An 18,249-nucleotide genomic window follows, 5' to 3' on the forward strand; every position below is an offset into this window, starting at 1 on the left:
TTGAAAGGTTCTCGATGTCGTCCGCACCCCTCTCCGCCTCGCTGCGCGACCTCCCGCTCTCCCGTCACGCCGTCGACCGCGATCACGCCGCCCGGTCGCGTCCTGCGCTGTTCGACGAGCTGTGGGAGGAGCCGGGCACGCGCGTCCTCGCCCTGTGGAAGGGCCGGGCGCTTCTGACGCCCGAGAGCATCCCGGCCGCGACGCCGTCCGGGGACGGCTGGAGCGCGCCGGATGCGGGCGAGGCCGCTCTCGACCTCCTTCCGGTCGAGCGCGTCACGTCCGCACTGGTGCGCGTTTACCTGGGCCGGACCCTCGTGGCCACGCCCACCGAGCCGGCGGGCACCGCCGTGGTCCTGGAGGTGCTGACGGACGCGGCCGCTCAGGAGCTGGAGCCCGATGAGGCGCGCTGGGGCAATCTGCGCACGGTGGCCACTGCCCTCAGTGATCGGGACGCAGGACTCTTCACCGAGGCACTCGCCATCGCGAACTGGCACGCCTCCCACACCCACTGCCCGCGCTGCGGGACGCCGACGGTCGTGCAGCAGGCCGGCTGGGTGCGGCACTGCTTCGAGGACGGTTCGGAAGTGTTCCCGCGCACCGATCCCGCGGTCATCGTCACCGTGCTCGACGCCGACGACCGCCTCCTGCTCGGCTCGAACGCCATGTGGGAGAACACGCGGTTCTCGCTCCTGGCGGGCTTCGTCGAGCCGGGGGAGTCCTTCGAGTCCGCCGTCGAGCGCGAGATCTTCGAGGAGGCCGGCATCCGCGTGGTCGACGCGCAGTACAAGGGCTCCCAGCCGTGGCCGTTCCCCGCCTCGGTGATGGTCGGGATGACGGCGCGGCTCGCCGATGATCAGGCAGCGTCCGCGCTCGCCCCGGACGGCGAGGAGATCCTCGACCTGCGCTGGTTCAGCCGGGCCGAGCTGTGGGCGGCCCGCGAACAGGTCATCCTGCCCGGCCGGTCGTCGATCGCCCGTGCCCTCATCGAGGACTGGTACGGAGGGTCCCTCGACGAGCCCCCGGCGGTGCCGTGACCGAGGGACCGGCCACTCCGGCGGCCCTGCTCGCCGGGCTCGACGCCCAGCAGCGGGTGGCGGCGGAGGCCTTGTTCGGCCCCGTGTGCATCCTCGCGGGTGCGGGCACGGGCAAGACCCGCGCGATCACGCACCGGATCGCGTACGGGGTGGCCTCTGGAGCGTTCACGCCCAACCGCGTGATGGCGCTCACGTTCACCAACCGCTCGGCCGCCGAGCTCCGGGGCCGTCTGCGCCAGCTCGGCGCTGGAGGCGTCGCTGCCCGGACGTTCCACGCTGCTGCCCTGGCGCAGCTCAACTACTTCTGGCCCCAGGTCACCGGCGGCCAGCTCCCGAGCGTGCTCGACGGCAAGGGGCGGGTGCTCGGCCACGCGGCGGAGAAGCTCTCCCTGCGCGTCGACACCGCGATGCTCCGCGACATCGCCGCCGAGATCGAGTGGCGCAAGGTCTCCGGCCTGACGCTCGACCAGTACGCGGCCGCGCTCGCGACGCGCCCGCTGCCCGGCACCCTCTCCGCCGAGCAGCTCATCGACCTGCACCGGACGTACGAGGAGCTCAAGGACGAGCGCAAGCAGATCGACTTCGAGGACGTGCTGCTGGTCTGCGCCGGGATGATCGAGATGGAGCCTTCCGTCGCGATGCAGGTGCGCGAGCAGTACCGCTACTTCGTGGTGGACGAGTACCAGGACGTCTCGCCGCTGCAGCATCAGCTGCTGGGGCTCTGGCTCGGCAGCCGGCGCGACCTCTGCGTCGTCGGCGACGCCAGCCAGACCATCTACTCCTTCGCGGGCGCACGCAGCGAGTACCTCCTCGGCTTCGAGCGGGAGCACCCGGGCGCGACGGTGGTGCGCCTGGAGCAGAACTATCGCTCGACGCCCGGCGTGATCGCCACGGCGAACCGGCTCATGCGCGGCCGTTCCGGAGCACTCACCCTGCACGCCGCGGCGACGCAGCGCCCTTCCGACGCGGCTCGCGACACGGCGGATGTCGCGCAGCCGGCGGCTTTCGCCGACGACCGCGCCGAGGCGCGTGCCGTGGCCGAGCAGATCGCGGCCGAGCTCGCGGCCGGGGCGCGCCCCGAGAGCATCGCCGTCCTGTATCGCGTCAACGTGCAGGCCGCCGTGCTCGAGCAGGCGCTCGGAGACCTCGGCATCAGCTACCAGATCCGCGGGTCGAAGCGGTTCTTCGATCTCCCGGAGGTGCGCCAGGCGATCATGACGCTGCGGGCGGCGAGCGTCGCGGCGACCGACGAGCCGCTCTTCAAATCGGTCAGTGACGTGCTGCGCACCCTGGGCTGGTCGGTCCAGCCTCCCGCCGGCCGCGGCGCGGTGCGGGAGCGCTGGGAGTCGCTGAACGCGATCATGGGCCTCGTCGACGAGATGCCGCCCGGCGCCACCTTCCGCCGCTTCACGGACGAGCTGCTGGCGCGTCAGGCCGGTCAGCACGAGCCCACGCTCTCGGCGGTCACGCTCGCCACCCTCCACGCTGCGAAGGGCCTCGAGTGGGAGTCGGTCTACCTGATCGGCCTGAGCGAGGGGCTGGTCCCGATCAGTTACGCGACCGGGTTCGAGCAGATCGACGAGGAGCGCCGTCTGCTGTACGTGGGCATCACGCGCGCGCGCCGACGCCTGCGGCTCAGCTGGGCGCATCGTGGCTCGAATCCCGGCCGGCCGGTGTCTCGCCAGCCGTCCCGCTTCCTGGCGGAGCTGGCTCCGCCCGCGCGTCCGGCCCGGGTGGCGGCGACGGCGGAGGCGTCTCCCGAGGGGTGACGGGGAGGCCCAGGCAGCCGCATTCCGGATGCGGCATATGCTTTCGTGGCATCCATCCACCTGCTCCCGCCTCGAACCGGCTGCCCCAGCCAGCCCCGAGTGAGTTCGGTGCGTTCACGGCGGCGACGACCAGCGCGGCCACCACGGCGGCGACCGCCTCGGAGACGAGCTCGGTCTCGCCGGGCCGCGGGCGGCCGTGCAATTGCGCCGCCATCGCGGGCCACGCCGGGTCGGCATCGGCGCGGTGCAGGTCGACGCAGCGCACGCAGGCTCCGCGGCCCGGCCGGACGAGGGGGCCGACGTCGACACCGCCGTCGCTGAAGACGACCGGGAGATGCTGGATGTCGCGGCGCAACCAGGGGCCGTGCCGCGACGGCTCGATCGCGTACGAACCGACGATCACGGCGAGCATCGCCGACTCGACCAGCGGATCGCTCCACGCGAGGCCGCTGCGCACGTCGACGCCCTCCGCGCGCAGATGGCCGACGATCCGTCCGGCCGTCCGTCCCTCGCCGTCCACGATGACGAGTGGAGTGGGCGCCGGGTCGACCGGCGACCGCTCCAGGACGGAGGCCACCTTCGCGAGGAGAGCGTCGACCGAATCGGGTGCCGCGCGCGACCGTCTGGCGATCATGCGCAACCCGGCGACCGAGACGCCGTCGGCGAGAGCCGTGATCATGCGTTCCTCGGCCACGCTCACCGGGTGCAGGACCAGCCGCGGCGCATCGACGCCGAACTGGAGGGTGTCGGGCGTGCGCCAGACCCGGGGGATGCGGGGATCGAGTGCGAGGACCATCCCGTCATCCTGCCCGCAGCGAGACCGTCTCCGGCCGTTATCCACAGGGGGCCCGGGGCTCCGGCCGTCATCCCCAGACGACGTGCCGGAGGCGCCGCGGATCAGTCCTCGGTGGGGCGCTCCGTGTCATCGCGGAGGAGGTCCTCGATCGCCTGATCGAGCTCATCCCGCTCCGGCTCGGTGCCGGCGGCAGCCGCGCTGAGCCGCGCGACCAACGCCGACGGGTCGTCGAGATCGGCCGCCTGGGGGAGGAGGTCCGGGTGCGACCAGAGGCCGTCGCGTGCGTCCTGGCCGACCGCGTCCGTCACGGCCTGCCACATTGCCGCCGCCTCGCGCAGTCGTCGCGGGCGCAGCTCGAGACCGACGAGCGTCGCGAACGCCGACTCGGCCGGACCGCCGGACGCACGCCGACGGCGCACCGTCTCGGCGATGGCGTCGGCGCGGGGGAGGAGGCGGGTCGCGCTCGCGGTGACGACGTCGACCCAGCCCTCGACGAGGGCGAGCACGGTCTCCAGACGGGCGAGGGCCTCCTGCTGCTCTTCCGTCTTCGGCGGGATGAGCGCGCCGCTCACCATCGCCTCGCGCAGCTCCTCCGGGTTGGCCGGATCGAAGCTCTCGGCGAGCGACTCGAGCCGGTCGGTGTCGATGGTGATGCCCTTCGCGAACGCCGTGATCTGCGTGATCAGCTGGAGCCGCAGCCACTTGGCGTGACGGAACAGGCTCGCGTGGGCGAGCTCCCGCACCGCGAGGTAGAGCTGCACCTGGTCCTCGGGGATGTCCAGTCCTGCACCGAACTCGGCGACGTTCTGGGGGATCAGTGCGGCCGTGCCGTCGGCGAGCAGCGGGATGCCGATGTCGCCGCCCGAGACGACCTCCTTGGCCAGCTGACCGACCACCTGGCCGAGCTGCATGGCGAAGAGCGCGCCGCCGATCGAGCGCATGAGCTGCCCGGCGTTCTGGAGCATGCCCTGCATCTCCTCCGGGGCCTGCTCGGCGAGCACACGGGTCAGCGCGTCCGAGATGCTGAGGGCGACCGGCTCGGCCAGCTGCGTCCACAAGGGCATCGTCTGCCGCGCCCACTCCGCCCGGCCGATCAGCTCCGGCGTGCCGGAGAGACCGGCGACGGACGTCGCCTGGTCGAGCCAGAGGCCGGCCACGTTGAAGGCCTGGTCGAGCGTCGCCCGTTCGGCCGGGGTGACCGCGTGGGCGCCTTCGCCGGCCAGGGTGCGGGCCTGCTGCTCGGCGATGTCCCAGTTGATGCCGCCGCCGGGGTTCGCCAGCGCGTTCTGCAGCTGTCCGAGCAGCTTCTGGATGCTCGCCGGGTCGTTCGGCAGACCCGCGGCCCCGGCCAGCTGGCTCGGGTCGATCGACGAGTCTCCGGAGAGGAACTCGCGCAACATGTCCCGGAACTCGTCGTCCGGCTCCTTGTTCGGCTCGTCGGCCATCGTGGGCGCCCCTCGTCTCGAAGTTGTGCCGCTGCGGTGTGCGGCTTTCAGGCTCGCCATCTACGCTAGCTCCTGATCTCCAAGAGCCGGGTGGGAATCCGCCCCGGTTGCCCGGCGCGCGGTGCGCCCGTGGCGAACACGACCGAAGGGACCTGCCGCGTGAGCCTGTTCACCGACGACGAGCACGCCGTGGCGGAGCCTCACCAGCCGATCCGGCCGTCCCGACGGGTCGTCATCGGCTGGGCCTCCGTGCTCGTCGCGTTCGCGCTGACGCTGGTGCTTGCCCTGGCTCCCGCGCCGTTCGTGATCGAGATCCCGGGACCGGTCTTCAACACCCTCGGCACCGATCAGCAGGTCGGCGCCGAGAAGAGCGGCGACGCCAAGGAGCTCATCACGATCCCGGGTCAGAAGACCTACGACACGGCCGGCTCCCTCGATCTGCTCACGGTCTCCGTCGTCGGCAATCCCGACTCGCGGCCCAGCTGGTTCGAGATCGTCTCCTCCTGGTTCCAGCCGAGCCGCGCGGTCCTCCCGATCGACTCGGTCTTCCCTCCCGGAACGACGACCGAGCAGTCGAACGCCGAGAACGCCGCCCTGATGGTGGACTCGCAGCAGGACGCCGTGGCGGCCGCGCTCAACGAGCTCGGCTACGACTTCCCCCAGGCCGTGGTCGTGAAGCAGCTGATCACGGACACGCCGGCTTCGAAGACCCTCAAGGAAGGGGACGAGATCACGACCGTCAACGGAGCGGAGGTGAAGAGCGTCCAGGCCCTCCGGGACGCGATCGCGAAGAACGGCACCGACAAGGCCGCCCAGGTCGGCATCCTCCGCGACGGCAGCGCCCAGACCGTCGCCATCACCCCGGTCGATTCGGCGGGGCGGGCCGTGCTCGGCATCGGCGCCGGGATGGACTACACCTTCCCGTTCGAGGTGAAGATCCAGCTCGACAACGTGGGCGGCCCCAGCGCGGGCCAGATGTTCGCACTCGGCATCATCGACAAGCTGACGCCGGGGGAGCTGAACGGCGGCAAGAAGATCGCCGGGACCGGGACGATCGACAACGCGGGCAACATCGGCGCGATCGGCGGCATCCGGCAAAAGATGTACGCCGCGCGCGACGACGGCAAGGCGGAGTACTTCCTCGCCCCGGCCTCGAACTGCGACGAGGTGACCGGCCACATCCCGGCCGGCCTGCAGGTCTTCGCCGTGAAGACCCTCTCCGACTCGCTGGCGGTCCTGAAAGCGGTGAGCACGGGAGGCAGCACCTCCGGCCTGCCGACCTGCCCCGCCTCCTGACGCGCTCTGACACTCCCGGGCGGGCATGGCCCAGCGCCGGGCACGGCGTTCTCCAAGCGACGCGCGCCTAGGATGGATCCGATCTGCACATCACGCGAGAGCAAGAGGGCCGCACGTGAGTTCTACTACCGCCGCACGACCAGCAGGACGCCGCCGTGCGGCCGTCTGGATCACTCTCGGAGTGATCGTCGCCCTGGTGATCCTGTTCTTCGTCTTCGCCGGACTGTACGCGGACATCCTGTGGTACCAGCAGGTCGGCTTCCTGAATGTGCTGACAACGCAGTGGTTCGGCGCGATCTCGATGTTCTTCGTCGGGTTCCTGGCGATGGCGCTCCCGCTGTGGGCCTGCATCCAGCTCGCCTACCGGCTGCGTCCGGTCTACGCCAAGCTGAACAGCCAGCTCGACCGCTACCAGCAGGTCATCGAGCCGCTGCGCCGCCTGGCGATGTACGGCATCCCGATCGTCTTCGGCATCTTCGCCGGCGTCTCGGCGTCGAGCCGCTGGCAGCTGGCCGCGGCCTGGATCAACGGGACGCCCTTCGGTAAGACCGACCCGCTGTTCAAGATCGACATCGGCTTCTACGTCTTCGCCCTGCCCTTCTACCGCAGCGCGGTCGGCTTCGCCTCGGCGGTCGTGCTGATCGCCCTGATCGCCACGCTGGCGACCTGCTACCTCTACGGCTCCATCCGCGTCTCCGGTCGGGAGGTGCGCATCAGCAAGGCCGCCCGCGTGCAGATCTCGGTCGTCGCGGCGCTCTACCTGCTCCTGCAGGGCGTGAGCATCTGGCTCGACCGCTACGCCACGGTCACGGACTCGAACGTCGGGGACTCGATCAACGGCGCCGCATACACCGATGTCAACGCGACCATCCCGGGCCGCGCGATCCTGGCAGGCGCGGCCGTCTTCGTCGCGATCCTCTTCATCGTGACGGCGTTCGTCGGCCGGTGGCGGTTCCCGCTCGTCGGCACGGCGCTGCTCATCGTTGCCGCCCTCGTCGTCGGCGCGATCTTCCCGTGGGTGATCCAGCGCTTCCAGGTCGAGCCCAGCCAGAAGACGCTCGAGACGCCATACATCCAGGACTCCATCGACGCCACCAGAGCCGCGTACGGCCTGAGCGACATCGAGACCATCCCGTACGACGCCAAGACCGACGCCGAGGCGGGCGCTCTCCGCCAGGACGCGCAGACCACCGCGCAGATCCGCATCATCGACCCGGCGATCGTCAGCCCGTCGTTCCGCCAGCTGCAGCAGTTCCGCCAGTACTACGCGTTCCCGAACACCCTCAACGTCGACCGTTACACGGTCAACGGCAGCGAGCAGGACGCGGTGGTCTCGGTCCGCGAGCTCCAGCAGTCCGGTCTGACCAGCGCCAGCAACTGGTACAACAACACCCTGGTCTACACGCACGGCTACGGCATGGTCGCCGCCTACGGCAACCAGCGCTCGTCGGACGGCCAGCCGGTCTTCATGGAGTACGGCATCCCGACCCAGGGCACGCTGGGCGAGTACGAGCCGCGCATCTACTTCGGCCAGCAGTCGCCGACCTACTCGATCGTCGGAGCCCCGAAGGGGTCGAAGTCGGTCGAGCTCGACTACCCCGGCGGCGCGGACGGCGCCCAGCAGACGTACACGACCTTCGACGGCAACGGCGGACCCAAGCTCGACAACATCTTCAAGCGCCTGGTCTACGCGCTGAAGTTCCAGGACGAGCAGATCGTCCTGTCCGACGCCGTCAACAACAACTCGCAGATCCTGTACGACCGCGACCCCATCAAGCGCGTGCAGAAGGTCGCTCCGTACCTGACGCTCGACTCGCAGGCCTACCCCGCCGTCGTCGACGGCCGGGTCAAGTGGATCATCGACGGCTACACCACGAGCGACCAGTACCCGTACTCCCACGTCGGCAGCCTGAGCGACGCCACGGCGGACACCGAGACGCCGAAGCCGGCGTACGCCTTCGACGACATCAACTACATCCGCAACTCGGTGAAGGCCACGGTCGACGCCTACGACGGCTCCGTCACGCTCTACGCCTGGGACGCCAAGGACCCGGTGCTCAAGACGTGGGAGAAGGTCTACCCGTCCACGGTCAAGCCGATCGCCGACATGAGCGCGCAGCTGCTGAGCCACGTGCGCTACCCGGCCGACCTGTTCAAGGTGCAGCGCTCGGTGCTGGGGCAGTATCACGTGACCGACGCGGGCTCGTTCTACTCGCGCGAGGACGCCTGGACGACCCCGCCGGACCCGACCTCGTCGTCGTCCGACCCGACGCTGCAGCCGCCGTACTATCTGACGCTGCAGATGCCGGGCCAGACCTCGCCGAGCTTCTCGCTCTACACGACCTTCATACCCCAGGCATCCAGCGAGGCCAGTAGATCGGTGCTGAAGGGCTATCTGGCGGTCGATGCCGACGCCGGCTCCACCAAGGGGAAGGTCGCCGCCGGTTACGGCAAGTTGAGACTCTTGTCCCTGCCCTCCAGCGACACCATACCGGGGCCGGGTCAGGTACAGAACACGTTCAACTCCGACCCCACGGTGTCGCAGGAGCTCAACCTGTTGCGCCAGGGCAAGACGGATGTGATCAACGGCAACCTCCTGACGTTGCCGGTGGGCGGCGGTCTGCTCTACGTGCAGCCGGTCTACGTCAAGTCGACGGGTGAGACCAGCTATCCGCTGCTGCAGAAGGTGCTCGTCGCGTTCGGCGACAAGATCGCCTTCGAGGACACCCTCGATCAAGCGCTCGACTCGCTGTTCGGCGGCGACTCGGGAGCGACGGCCGGCGACAACAACGTGCCGGGCTCCGAGGCCGGAGGCGGCGGCAGCGGGGGAGGGACCGATTCCGGGACGGGAACCGGAACCGGGACCGGCACGGGGACGACGACGAACGCGGCCCTGCAAGCGGCTCTCCAGCAGGCCAAGCAGGCGCTCGCCGACCGCGAGACCGCTCTCAAGGCCGGCGACTGGACGGCCTACGGTCAGGCGGACGCCCGCCTGCAGCAGGCCCTGCAGGACGCTCTCGCGGCCGAGGGCGGCAAGTAGCTCCCGCTCCATCCCAGCCATACCGACGGCGGCCCGTGCGAAACGCACGGGCCGCCGTCGCGTTGTCCGGGCACTATGCTCGGACGCCGCTGTAAGCGGTCTCGAGATCGTGCACCGCAGCAGCGGGCACCCATGGATCCGCTGTCAATGCGGAGCGACTCGCAGCATCTCGCTTGCCAGAACTTTGATTGTCCACTTTACTAACAAACATGCTCCTCGATGATGTACGTCGTCCGCCCGCGTTCGATCCGATCCCGCCGGCGTTCGACGGGCCGATGATCCCGGGGCGGGCACTGCGACCGCGCACCAAGGTGCTGCCCGAGCACGCTCGCAACCACAACCGATCGCTCGTGCTGCAGTCGCTCTATCGCGGCGGTCGTGCCAGCCGCGCCGACCTCGCGCGCGGGACGGGCCTCACCCGGGTGACGATCTCCGACCTCGTCGGAGAACTCATCGCCGAGGGCCTCGTCGTCGAGCTCGGGCAGCGAGACGACGCACGTCCGGGCAAGCCCGCCGTTCTCCTGGACATGGATCGGGGAGCGACCCAGATCATCGGGGTCGACCTGAGCGAGCACGCCGTCTTCCGCGGAGCCGTGCTCGACATCGACGGTCGTGTGCTCCACAGCGCGGAGATCGCGCTGGCCGGCAGCCGCGGCGCCGAGGCGCTCGCCAAAGCGCTAGAGCTCGTGGACCGGCTCGTCGAGCTCGCGACGGTGCCGGTCCTGGGCATCGGCATCGGCTCCCCGGGCGTCGTGGACGCGTCGGGAACGGTCGTCGCGGCTCCGAACCTCGGCTGGGCCGATGTGCCACTCCAGCGCCTGGTCGCCGAGCGGACGGGGAGGACGGTGTTCGTCGCCAACGACGCGAACGCCGCCGTGCTCGCCGAGCACGGCTTCGGCGCCGCCCGCGGCGACATGATGCTCGTGAAGGTCGGCCACGGCGTGGGCTCGGGACTCCTCGTGGCCGGCGCGATGGTGGTGGGGAGCCGCTTCGCGGCGGGCGAGATCGGTCAGGTCATGGTCGGGACGGACGATGGCGCCGAGGCGCCGTACGACCGAGACCGCGTACTGGAGGCGTGGCTTGCCGTGCCCCGTCTCGAGTCCCGCGTCGCGGCGGCGGCGATCGCCGGTGATCCCATCGAGCCGGTGCTGCGGGAGGCCGGTCAGCGGCTCGGTGTGGCGCTCGCGCCCATCGTCGGTGCGCTCGACCTCGCCGAAGTGGTCCTGAGCGGGCCGGAGGAGCTGCTGGAGGGTGCCCTCCTCGGCGCCGTCCGAACCACACTGGACAACCGGACGATGGTGGGGTTCCACTCGGCCACGGCGATCCGGATGACGAGTCAGGGCCGCGACATCGTTCTCCGCGGGTGCGTGATCATGGTCATGTCCGCACAGCTCGGCGTCTCCTGACGACGTGGGGCGTCAGCGCGCCCAGCTGACGCCGAGCGTCGACTGCAGGGCGTGCTGCGCGGCGCCGCGGAACGGCTCGTCCAGAGCGGAGCGCGCGTAGCGGAAGCTGAGCGGCATCGCCGCGCGCACCGGATGTCGCGCGGCCTCGGCGCGCAGATGGCCGATGAACTCGGGTCCGAGTTCGGCCGATGCGCCGCCCAGGACGATATTGGGTACGTCCAGCGCCGCGCTCACGAGCAGCAGCGCACGAGCGAGGATGCGTGCGCCCGAGGCGATGCGGGCGCGGGCCTCCGGTGTCGAGGCGAGGACGGCGATGTCGACCGCTTCGAGGTCGGCGCCGTGGGGGAGTCCGAGCAGGCTGGTGACCGAGACGACTTCTTCGAGGCAGCCGCGGTTGCCGCATGCGCACAGGGGAGCGTCGTCGCCGAAGAGCACGGGGACGTGGCCGATCTCTCCGGCCCGATGGGCCGCCCCGGCCACGACGACGCCGTCGACCATGACCGCCGCCCCGACGCCGGTGCTCAGCGAGACGAAGAGGCGGTTGGCTCCGAAGCCGTCGTCGGCGGAGGTGTCGGCGATGGCCTCGGCGTCCGCGTCGTTGACGAGATGGATCGGCGCGTCCACGACACCGGCGAGGGCGCCGGCCAGGTCGAGGTCGCTCCAGCCGAGCTGGACGCTCTCACGGATCAGGGGCCCGTCGGTGATCCCCGGCACCTGCACGCCGATCGCCGCGACCCGCGCGTCGGTGGAAGCGGCGAGCCTGCGGATCACGCTTCGGACGTCATCGACGGAGCCTGTCGCGGAAGGCCGGTGCGAGAGCCGGTGGAGCTCGTCGCCGAGCATGCTCAGGACGGCTCCGCGGATTAGTCCCGGCTGGACGAGCACCGAGAGCAGCACCTGCCGCTCCGTGTCCACGCGGAGGGTGGTCGCGCGCTTGCCTCCGGTGCTCTCGGCGAGCTGCCCTTCGGAGACCAGGCCGTCGGCGATCAGCCCGGCCAGCAGAGACGAGACCGTCGCCGAGGTGAGACCCGTGCGGCGCGCGATGCTCGCCCTGGTCGCGGTGCCACCTCCCGAGAGCACGAGCTGGAGAGCGGTCGTCAGGTTCTTCTCGCGCACGGCGGCCTGCGTCGCCTTGCCGTGATCGTCTGCCACTGCTCCTGCCGTCCTCGCCGTGCGCCGATCGCGGCGCGTCCTGCCCTTACGACCCTAGCGAATGGGGCGCAAGATGGGGTCATGGGGTATGGACTGATGCTGGTGGACGTACAGCGCAACATGCTGGAGGGCGAGACCGCGATCGCGCGTGCGGACGAATTCCGGCGCGTCCTTGCCGGGCTGTTGGAGGCGGCGCGCGACGCGGGTGTGCCCATCGTCCACGTCCAGAACGACGGGGCGCCGGGAGATCCCGACGAGCCGGGCACCCGCGGCTGGGAGTCCGTATTGGCGCCGGCGCCCGGTGAGCCCGTGGTGCGCAAGGACGACCCCGACACGTTCCTGTCCAACCCCGCCCTCGCGGACGTGCTGCACGCGATGGGGGTCGACACGCTGGTCGTCGCCGGGCTCCAGAGCGAGGTCTGCGTGCAGGCGACCGCTCTCGGAGCACTGGAGCGGGGATTCGCGGTCGTCGTTCCCTCTGGTGCCCACGCCACCTTCGATGGCGATGTGCCGGCCGACGAGATCGTGGCGCGGGTGACCCTCGAGCTCGACGCAGCCGGAGTGGAGGTCGTCGAGCTCGACGAGGTGAGGTTCCGCTGAGCGGCCGGACCGCCCGGTTCAGCCGGCGTCGCGCTCCAGCTCCACCGCCTCCCGGATGCTGAGGGCGTAGATCCGCGATCGGCCGGGCCGCGCCGGGTCGCCGGTGACGTACGCGACGCTCTCCACGTGCTGCTCGAACGCGTTCACCTTGTCGCGCGGGGCGCCGACGATCAGCTGGAAGCCGAGCCCGCGCAGGGCGGACAGCGCCCGGCCGGTGTACTCGTTGTCCGCCTTGACGAAGCCCTCGTCGAGCACGATGGGCGCGTAGACGGGCACCCGGTCGGTGCCGTCGCCGAGCCGGTAACGCAGCGCGGCGCCCAGGACGAACGCGATGAGTTCCTGGCCCTCGCCGCCGGACTTGCCCGCCACCCCCTCGTGCACGATCTGCGCGCCGTCGCGGCGGGTCTCGATCGCACGGAACTGGAAGTGCTCACGCGCGTCGAGCACGCGGCGGCGCCACGCCTCGCCGATGCGCGAGCGCTCCTCGAGCCGGCCGAGATCGGCGCGCAGGGAGAGGAAGTCGCGCTCCACGCGGGCGGGGTCGCGGTTCTCGCCCGGCTCACCGGCGGTGTGCTTGCGGAGCGTGCGCTTGAACTCGGCCAGATCGCTGTTGGTGGTGGGGCGCGGGTCGATGTCGAGGGTGGAGCCCTCGCGGAACTCGATGCCGTGCAGCGCGGCCGAGATGGGCCGGACACCGCGGCGGATGGCGCGGCCGTCCTCCTCGATCTGCGTCAGCAGCGCACGCAGGCTGTCGCCCATGCTGGCGCCGGCCTTGGCGAGCCAGTCGGACTTGGCGCGCGGGAGGTCGTCCTCGACGAGGGAGCGCTGAATGGCGAGGGCGGCGGGGAGGCTGTCGATCGACGCGTCGAGCTCGGCGGACGGGTCCAGCTCCCGGTAGCGCTCGAAAGCGCTGAGGAGCAGGGACTCCGACTGCTCGACGGTGCGGTCGTGCACATCGATCTGGTCGCGGACGAGCCGTTCCGCGTCGGTGTAGCGGCGGCGCACGTCGGCCGCCTCTCGCGGAGCAGCGAAGGGCAGCGACCCGAGGAGGGCGCGCTCGGCGTCGTCGAGCGCCGTCGCGTCGAGGTGGTCGGAGACTTCGTCCTCGATGTCGGCGAGGGCGGCGTGCTCGGCGTCGAGCTGGTCGATCACGCGCTGGATCCCGGCTCCGCGGCGCGCTGCGGCGAGCCGTGCCTCGTCCTCGCGGTCGGCCGTCGCCGTCAGCTCGGCGACCTCGGGCCGCTCCACGGCGACCCGCTCCAGCCGGGCGGCGAGCTCGGCGACCCGGTCGGCCGCCGGTGCGACATCGATCGACGCCCAGTCGAGGTCGGCGACCGCGGCGAGGGCCTCCCGTCGGTGCCGCTCGCCGGCGGATCGTGCCTCGGCCGCGTCGGAGGCGGCGCGGGCCTCGTCGAGCTCGGTCCCGAGCCGCTCGATCTCGTCGGCCAGCTCGACGACGCGAGGCGCGTTGTCGAGGCCGATCCAGGAGTCGACGGCACGGTCGTCCTTGATGACACGGTCGCGGGAGCCGGTGCGGAGGCCGGCGCGGGTCACGGCGCCCTTGACGCCGATCGGGAGGGTCGCATCCAACTCGTCCGCCGATTCGACGCACAGGATGCTGCGGTCGGCGACGATCTCGTCGTGCAGCCAGCCGTGGAACGGGCTCTGCTCGTCGAAGGTCAGCATCGCCGGCACCGTGCCGTCGATCGCGGAGCGCTCGGCCGGCGCACCGACCTCGGCGGGCACCAGCACGACACGACCGCGCATGTCGTTGTCGTTCACGAAGCGGCGCGCGTCGGCGAAGCGGCGCTCGTCCACCACGAGGTTCGTCGCGAGGTCGCCGAGCACGCGCTCGACGGCCCGCGACCAGTCGCGTCGTCTGGGAGCGACCTCGAACAGCTCTCCGGCGTAGGGCAGCGCCTCGGGCGCGACGCCGATGCCCTCGGCGATCCGGCGCCGTCGCGCGTCGGCCTCGGGCGGCACATTGCTGCGGCGGCGTTCGTACGACGTCTTCTGCGCGGTCTTCTCGGCCAGGGTGCGCTTGACCGTCTCCACCCGTGCGGCCAGCTCCCAGCGCTCGGACCGGTCGTCGGCGGCCTCGGTGGACGCGCTCAGCAGGGCGACAGCGCGCTCCTGCGATGCGGCGAGCTCGTCCGCCGTGAGCGGAAGCTCGAGCCCGGCACTGGTCAGGATGCGTGCCGCGCGGTCGCGCTCGCGCTCCAGCTGGGCGAGCATCATGCCCGCCACCTCCTGCTCGCGCCGGATCGCCTCGGACGGGTCGCCGCCGACGGCGGCCAGCTGGTCGAGCGCGTCCTTGTGGGCGCGATGGGCGGCGGTCTCCTCGTCCGCGGCGGCGCGGCGGAGGGCCTCCTGCTCGCGCTTGGCGTCGCGCACGCGGTCGACCTCGCCGCGGACCCAGTCCGCGACCCTCGCCGACAGCCAGACCCAGAGCCGGCTGCTCTCCTCTCCGTCCAGCGGCGCGAGCAGCCGGCGCTTGCCGGTCGCGTCCTCCAGCGCAGCGCGGTACTGCTCGGCGCGCACCGGTACGTCGGAGAGCACGTCGAGCTTGCGCCGCGTGGTCTCGAAGACGTCGTACAGGGCGGACGCCTCGCGGTAGCTGCTCAGCGTCGTCTCCCAGCGGGAGAGGGCGCGGGGTTCCGTGAGCACGAACTGCTTGAACAGCTCGTCGATCGAGAAGACGCCCTTGGACGCCTGAGCGCGGCGCAGCAGGGTGAGCGCCTTCAGCTGGGATTCGTCGCTGCCGCCGATGCCGAGCTCCTCGCACAGGCGCACGCGGAACTCGGGCTGCGATCCGGTGACGAGGTCGCGCACCGGGTCCACGAGCCGGCCGAGCGATCCCCGCGTCAGCGGCGACGAGCTGCCGGGCTCGGGCCGCAGCTCCGCCAGCCGGGTGAGCGGGAACTCCCCGTGCACGAACACGTAGACGGTCGAGGAGGTCACCTCGTCCTGCGTGGCGGTGTCGCGGCCGAGCCACGCGAGCCGGGCAGCGGTGATGGTCTCACCGAGTTCGGTGCGCCAGGTGATCGCGGCGCCCGACGCGAACGCGGTACCGAGGGGGCGGAGGAAGTGCGTGGTCGTGACGTCGGAGCCCGCCTCGCGCACCTCGTCGGTCTTGCCGCGGGCGTAGCTGTACACCGTGCGCTCGGAGCGCTGACGGGTGTCGTCGCGCGCGGCGCGGTTGAACTCCTGGGGGTTGGGCATGATGACCGCGGCCATCGCATCGAGCACGGTCGACTTGCCGCGGCCCGTCGGGCCGAGGATGGCGAGGCCGCCGCGCCCGACCGGCATGGTGTGGAGGTCGTCGTAGCTGCCCCAGTTCAGCAGCTGCACCTGTTCGATGCGGAACTGGCCGCTGTGGATCAGGCCGTCGGCGAGGGGGAGGTCTTCCTCCAGCTCGTCGTGCTCGGCGGTCATCAGGTCGGTCACTCGTCCACCTCCGGGGCGTCGACGTGGGCGTGGGCGGGCTCCGGGGCGGCGTCCTCGCGCAGCTCCGCTCCGCTCGCCTCCTGGAACAGTCGCGTCAGGTGGGCCAGCTCGGTCGTGGTGACCAGCGGCACGACGGCCGGCGAGACCACGTAGAGGTCGGGGTCGTCGGACTCGGGCACCAGCAGCCCGAGGCGCTCCATGGCGGCGATCGCGGCGCGGATGCGGCGGTCGACGCGCACTTCGTCGTTCGACGCGTCCGTCTGGAAGCGCCCGAGGAACTCGGCGATGTGGTCGCGGCTGACGGTGACGGCATCGTCGGCTGCGTCCGTGTACGCGTGCTCCTGGCGCAGCAGGATGAGCAGCAGGGAAGCGTCACGGGAGAGCGGCTTCTCGCGGCGGAGGAGCACGGGGGCGCCGTCCTCGGCGCTCTGCCGCTTGAAGGCGACCTCGTGGTCGCGATCGATCGTCAGGGTGAGGAAGAGCTCCTCCAGCCGGCCGCGCACGTCCTCCTCGTAGTCGACGAGCCCGCTCCATGCTTCGGGATGGGTGGCCCGCGTGATGAACCGGCTGGTCAGGAGGGTGACGAGAGCACGGCGGGCGGGCAGGGGGAGCCGCTCGTCGGCGGCGTCGCCGAACGCGTCGGCCGTCACGGCCTCCGCCCGGTCGTCGAGATCCGTGTCGTCGGCGATCGTGTCGGTCATCGCTCCGTCCTCCCGCCGCGTGTCGCGGCCGTCTCATCGTCCGCGCCGCCGAAGCGGGTGCGCGGGAAGGTCACTTCGCGCTCGGTCTCGCCCTCCACCGCGATGCGCACGGTGTCGACGCCGTCGAGCACCGAGTCCCGTTCGGCAGCGGCGTCGAGCAGGCTCACCAGGAGGCCCAGTCGCCGGAACTCCGGAGGGGTCGCGGCGTAGACCTCCGCGCCGGAGACCTGCGCGCGTTCGGCGAGGAGGCGCTCGATGGTCTCCTGCACCGCGTCCGGACTGGTGCCGACCGCGAGACGCAGGGCGGCGCGCTCCGATGCCGGCAGCGCGTCCCGGCTCTCGGTGACGGCCACCGCGATGTCGGGCCGCTCGCCGCCGCGCCAGACCTGCGTCTGGGTGACGTCGGTGAGCGCCCACGGGCCGAGTCTCAGCACGTCCTCGGGCACCGAGACGGGCCCGGGGCGCACCTGGGCCCAGTGGGCGCCGGCCGCGAGGGCCTGGTCGGCCAGGGACAGGAGGCGCTGGTGCTTCTCGGCGCCCGACCGGCTGAGGAACCGGCGCAGCGACGACATCCAGCGCACGTACGTCTCCTGCACGGTCTGCTCCTCGGCGAGGAGCGAGCCGATCAGGGTCTCCAGTTGCAGACGCTGACGCTCGGTCATCTCGGCGATCGCGAGCGGCTGCGCCAGCACGCGCTCCAGGTCGGCACGCATCCCGTCGAGACCGTGGGAGGAGAGCATGGACGCGAAACCGCGGTACGCGCGCCCCTCCGGCGTCTGCTCGAGGAGGTCGTTGTCGCGCAGGTACTGCTCCACCAGCGCTCCCTTGCCCACCTGGTCCTCGGTCGCGCGTCGGGCGACCTCACGGTGCCGCTGCTCGACCATCGCACTGAGCCGGCGGAAGTCCTCCGGGAGCGACGCGGTGAGCCGGAGCACTTCGCGGAGCTGGCGGCGCACCGCCTCGCCGGGGGCCGGCTCCACGCCGCCCGCCGCGATGCGCGCGCGGCGCGCCTGCAGCTGGGCGATCTGGTCGTCGATGCGCGCGAGCTGCGCGTCGGGATCGGGGTCGGTCATGTCGGCCAGCTGGTGGACGGCGTGGGCGATGCTGCCGAACCGGGCCTCCGACACCACGGAGTCGGCGTCCACGAGCTCGCGCACGATGCGGAGCGCCTGGAGCGAGTACTGCGACAGCCGGTACTCGGCCCGGCCTTCGCGGTCATGGGGGCGGGAGCGGACGAGCCAGCGGTTGTCCACCCATCCCCGGCAGTAGTCGGCGGGCGCCGAGCGGCGGGGGAGCGCGGGATCCTCGGCGGAGGCGTCGGCGACGTCGGCGGAGGCCGGGGCGGCTTCGCCCTCGGAGACGGCGCCGAGCGCCTCCGCCACCTTCTGGTGGAACCAGTCGGCGGAGACGGGGCCGTCGGCGAACTCGAGGTGCCGCGAGAACAAGGGGAGGATCCACCGCCCGTTGTGGCTGCGCAGCAGCGCCCACGTGGGATGTTCCTCCCAGGCGTCCGCGACCGCGTCGGCGGCGAGGGCCTCGTCCATATTCCTCCGCGCTGGGGTT

The 18,249-nt window shown here is 71.5% G+C and carries 11 protein-coding genes; 6 read left to right on the forward strand and 5 right to left on the reverse strand.

Annotation, left to right across the window (positions count from 1 at the left end; translation table 11 throughout):
• The first annotated feature begins 14 nt into the window (after positions 1-14).
• Both nudC and FHX33_RS03450 read left to right on the forward strand, forming a co-directional pair.
• Entirely contained in the window at positions 15-1,034 is a 1,020-nt protein-coding gene (gene nudC, locus FHX33_RS03445; RefSeq protein ID WP_021758230.1) for an NAD(+) diphosphatase, read from the forward strand.
• Positions 1,031-2,803: a UvrD-helicase domain-containing protein gene (locus FHX33_RS03450; protein WP_183428169.1), complete on the forward strand. Its 1,773-nt coding sequence runs from the start codon at positions 1,031-1,033 to the stop codon at positions 2,801-2,803. Before nudC ends, FHX33_RS03450 begins: the two co-directional genes overlap by 4 nt.
• A gap of 897 nt (positions 2,804-3,700) precedes the next feature.
• On the opposite strand, the gene FHX33_RS03455 is transcribed toward FHX33_RS03450, so the two are convergent.
• On the reverse strand, positions 3,701-5,044 hold the full coding sequence (locus FHX33_RS03455; RefSeq protein WP_021764670.1) for a zinc-dependent metalloprotease: 1,344 nt from the start codon (positions 5,042-5,044) through the stop codon (positions 3,701-3,703).
• A gap of 159 nt (positions 5,045-5,203) precedes the next feature.
• Between FHX33_RS03455 and FHX33_RS03460 the strand changes: the two genes are divergently transcribed.
• From FHX33_RS03460 to FHX33_RS03470, 3 genes are all read left to right on the forward strand, one after another.
• Positions 5,204-6,340, forward strand: coding sequence for a YlbL family protein (locus tag FHX33_RS03460; RefSeq protein WP_039923486.1), 1,137 nt, complete (start codon positions 5,204-5,206; stop codon positions 6,338-6,340).
• A gap of 115 nt (positions 6,341-6,455) precedes the next feature.
• Positions 6,456-9,380 (forward strand): UPF0182 family membrane protein, encoded by a 2,925-nt coding sequence (locus FHX33_RS03465; RefSeq protein ID WP_248616288.1) that lies wholly within the window; start codon positions 6,456-6,458, stop codon positions 9,378-9,380.
• Between the two features lie 209 nt (positions 9,381-9,589).
• Complete coding sequence (locus FHX33_RS03470) at positions 9,590-10,786, forward strand: ROK family transcriptional regulator (protein WP_021764758.1); 1,197 nt, start codon at positions 9,590-9,592, stop codon at positions 10,784-10,786.
• Between the two features lie 12 nt (positions 10,787-10,798).
• On the opposite strand, the gene FHX33_RS03475 is transcribed toward FHX33_RS03470, so the two are convergent.
• Positions 10,799-11,938: an ROK family transcriptional regulator gene (locus tag FHX33_RS03475; RefSeq protein WP_021764757.1), complete on the reverse strand. Its 1,140-nt coding sequence runs from the start codon at positions 11,936-11,938 to the stop codon at positions 10,799-10,801.
• Between the two features lie 81 nt (positions 11,939-12,019).
• On the opposite strand from FHX33_RS03475, the gene FHX33_RS03480 reads away from it, so the two are divergent.
• Positions 12,020-12,538: an isochorismatase family protein gene (locus FHX33_RS03480; RefSeq protein ID WP_021764756.1), complete on the forward strand. Its 519-nt coding sequence runs from the start codon at positions 12,020-12,022 to the stop codon at positions 12,536-12,538.
• A gap of 18 nt (positions 12,539-12,556) precedes the next feature.
• Here the strand turns inward: FHX33_RS03480 and FHX33_RS03485 are convergent, their stop codons facing one another.
• The 3 genes from FHX33_RS03485 to FHX33_RS03495 are packed head-to-tail and all read right to left on the reverse strand — an operon-like array spanning position 12,557 to position 18,230.
• Positions 12,557-15,985 carry an SbcC/MukB-like Walker B domain-containing protein gene (locus FHX33_RS03485; protein WP_183428171.1) on the reverse strand — a complete coding sequence of 1,143 codons (3,429 nt, stop codon included), beginning with the start codon at positions 15,983-15,985 and terminating at the stop codon, positions 12,557-12,559.
• On the reverse strand, positions 15,982-16,686 hold the full coding sequence (locus tag FHX33_RS03490; protein ID WP_021758167.1) for a DUF4194 domain-containing protein: 705 nt from the start codon (positions 16,684-16,686) through the stop codon (positions 15,982-15,984). The genes FHX33_RS03485 and FHX33_RS03490 overlap by 4 nt, the downstream gene beginning before the upstream one ends.
• A complete protein-coding gene (locus FHX33_RS03495) occupies positions 16,683-18,230 on the reverse strand; it encodes a DUF3375 family protein (RefSeq protein WP_183428172.1) in 1,548 nt (515 codons plus the stop codon). Before FHX33_RS03495 ends, FHX33_RS03490 begins: the two co-directional genes overlap by 4 nt.
• Positions 18,231-18,249: the final 19 nt, after the last annotated feature.

The sequence above is a fragment of the Leifsonia aquatica genome, assembly GCF_014190775.1.
Lineage (GTDB): Bacteria > Actinomycetota > Actinomycetes > Actinomycetales > Microbacteriaceae > Leifsonia > Leifsonia aquatica.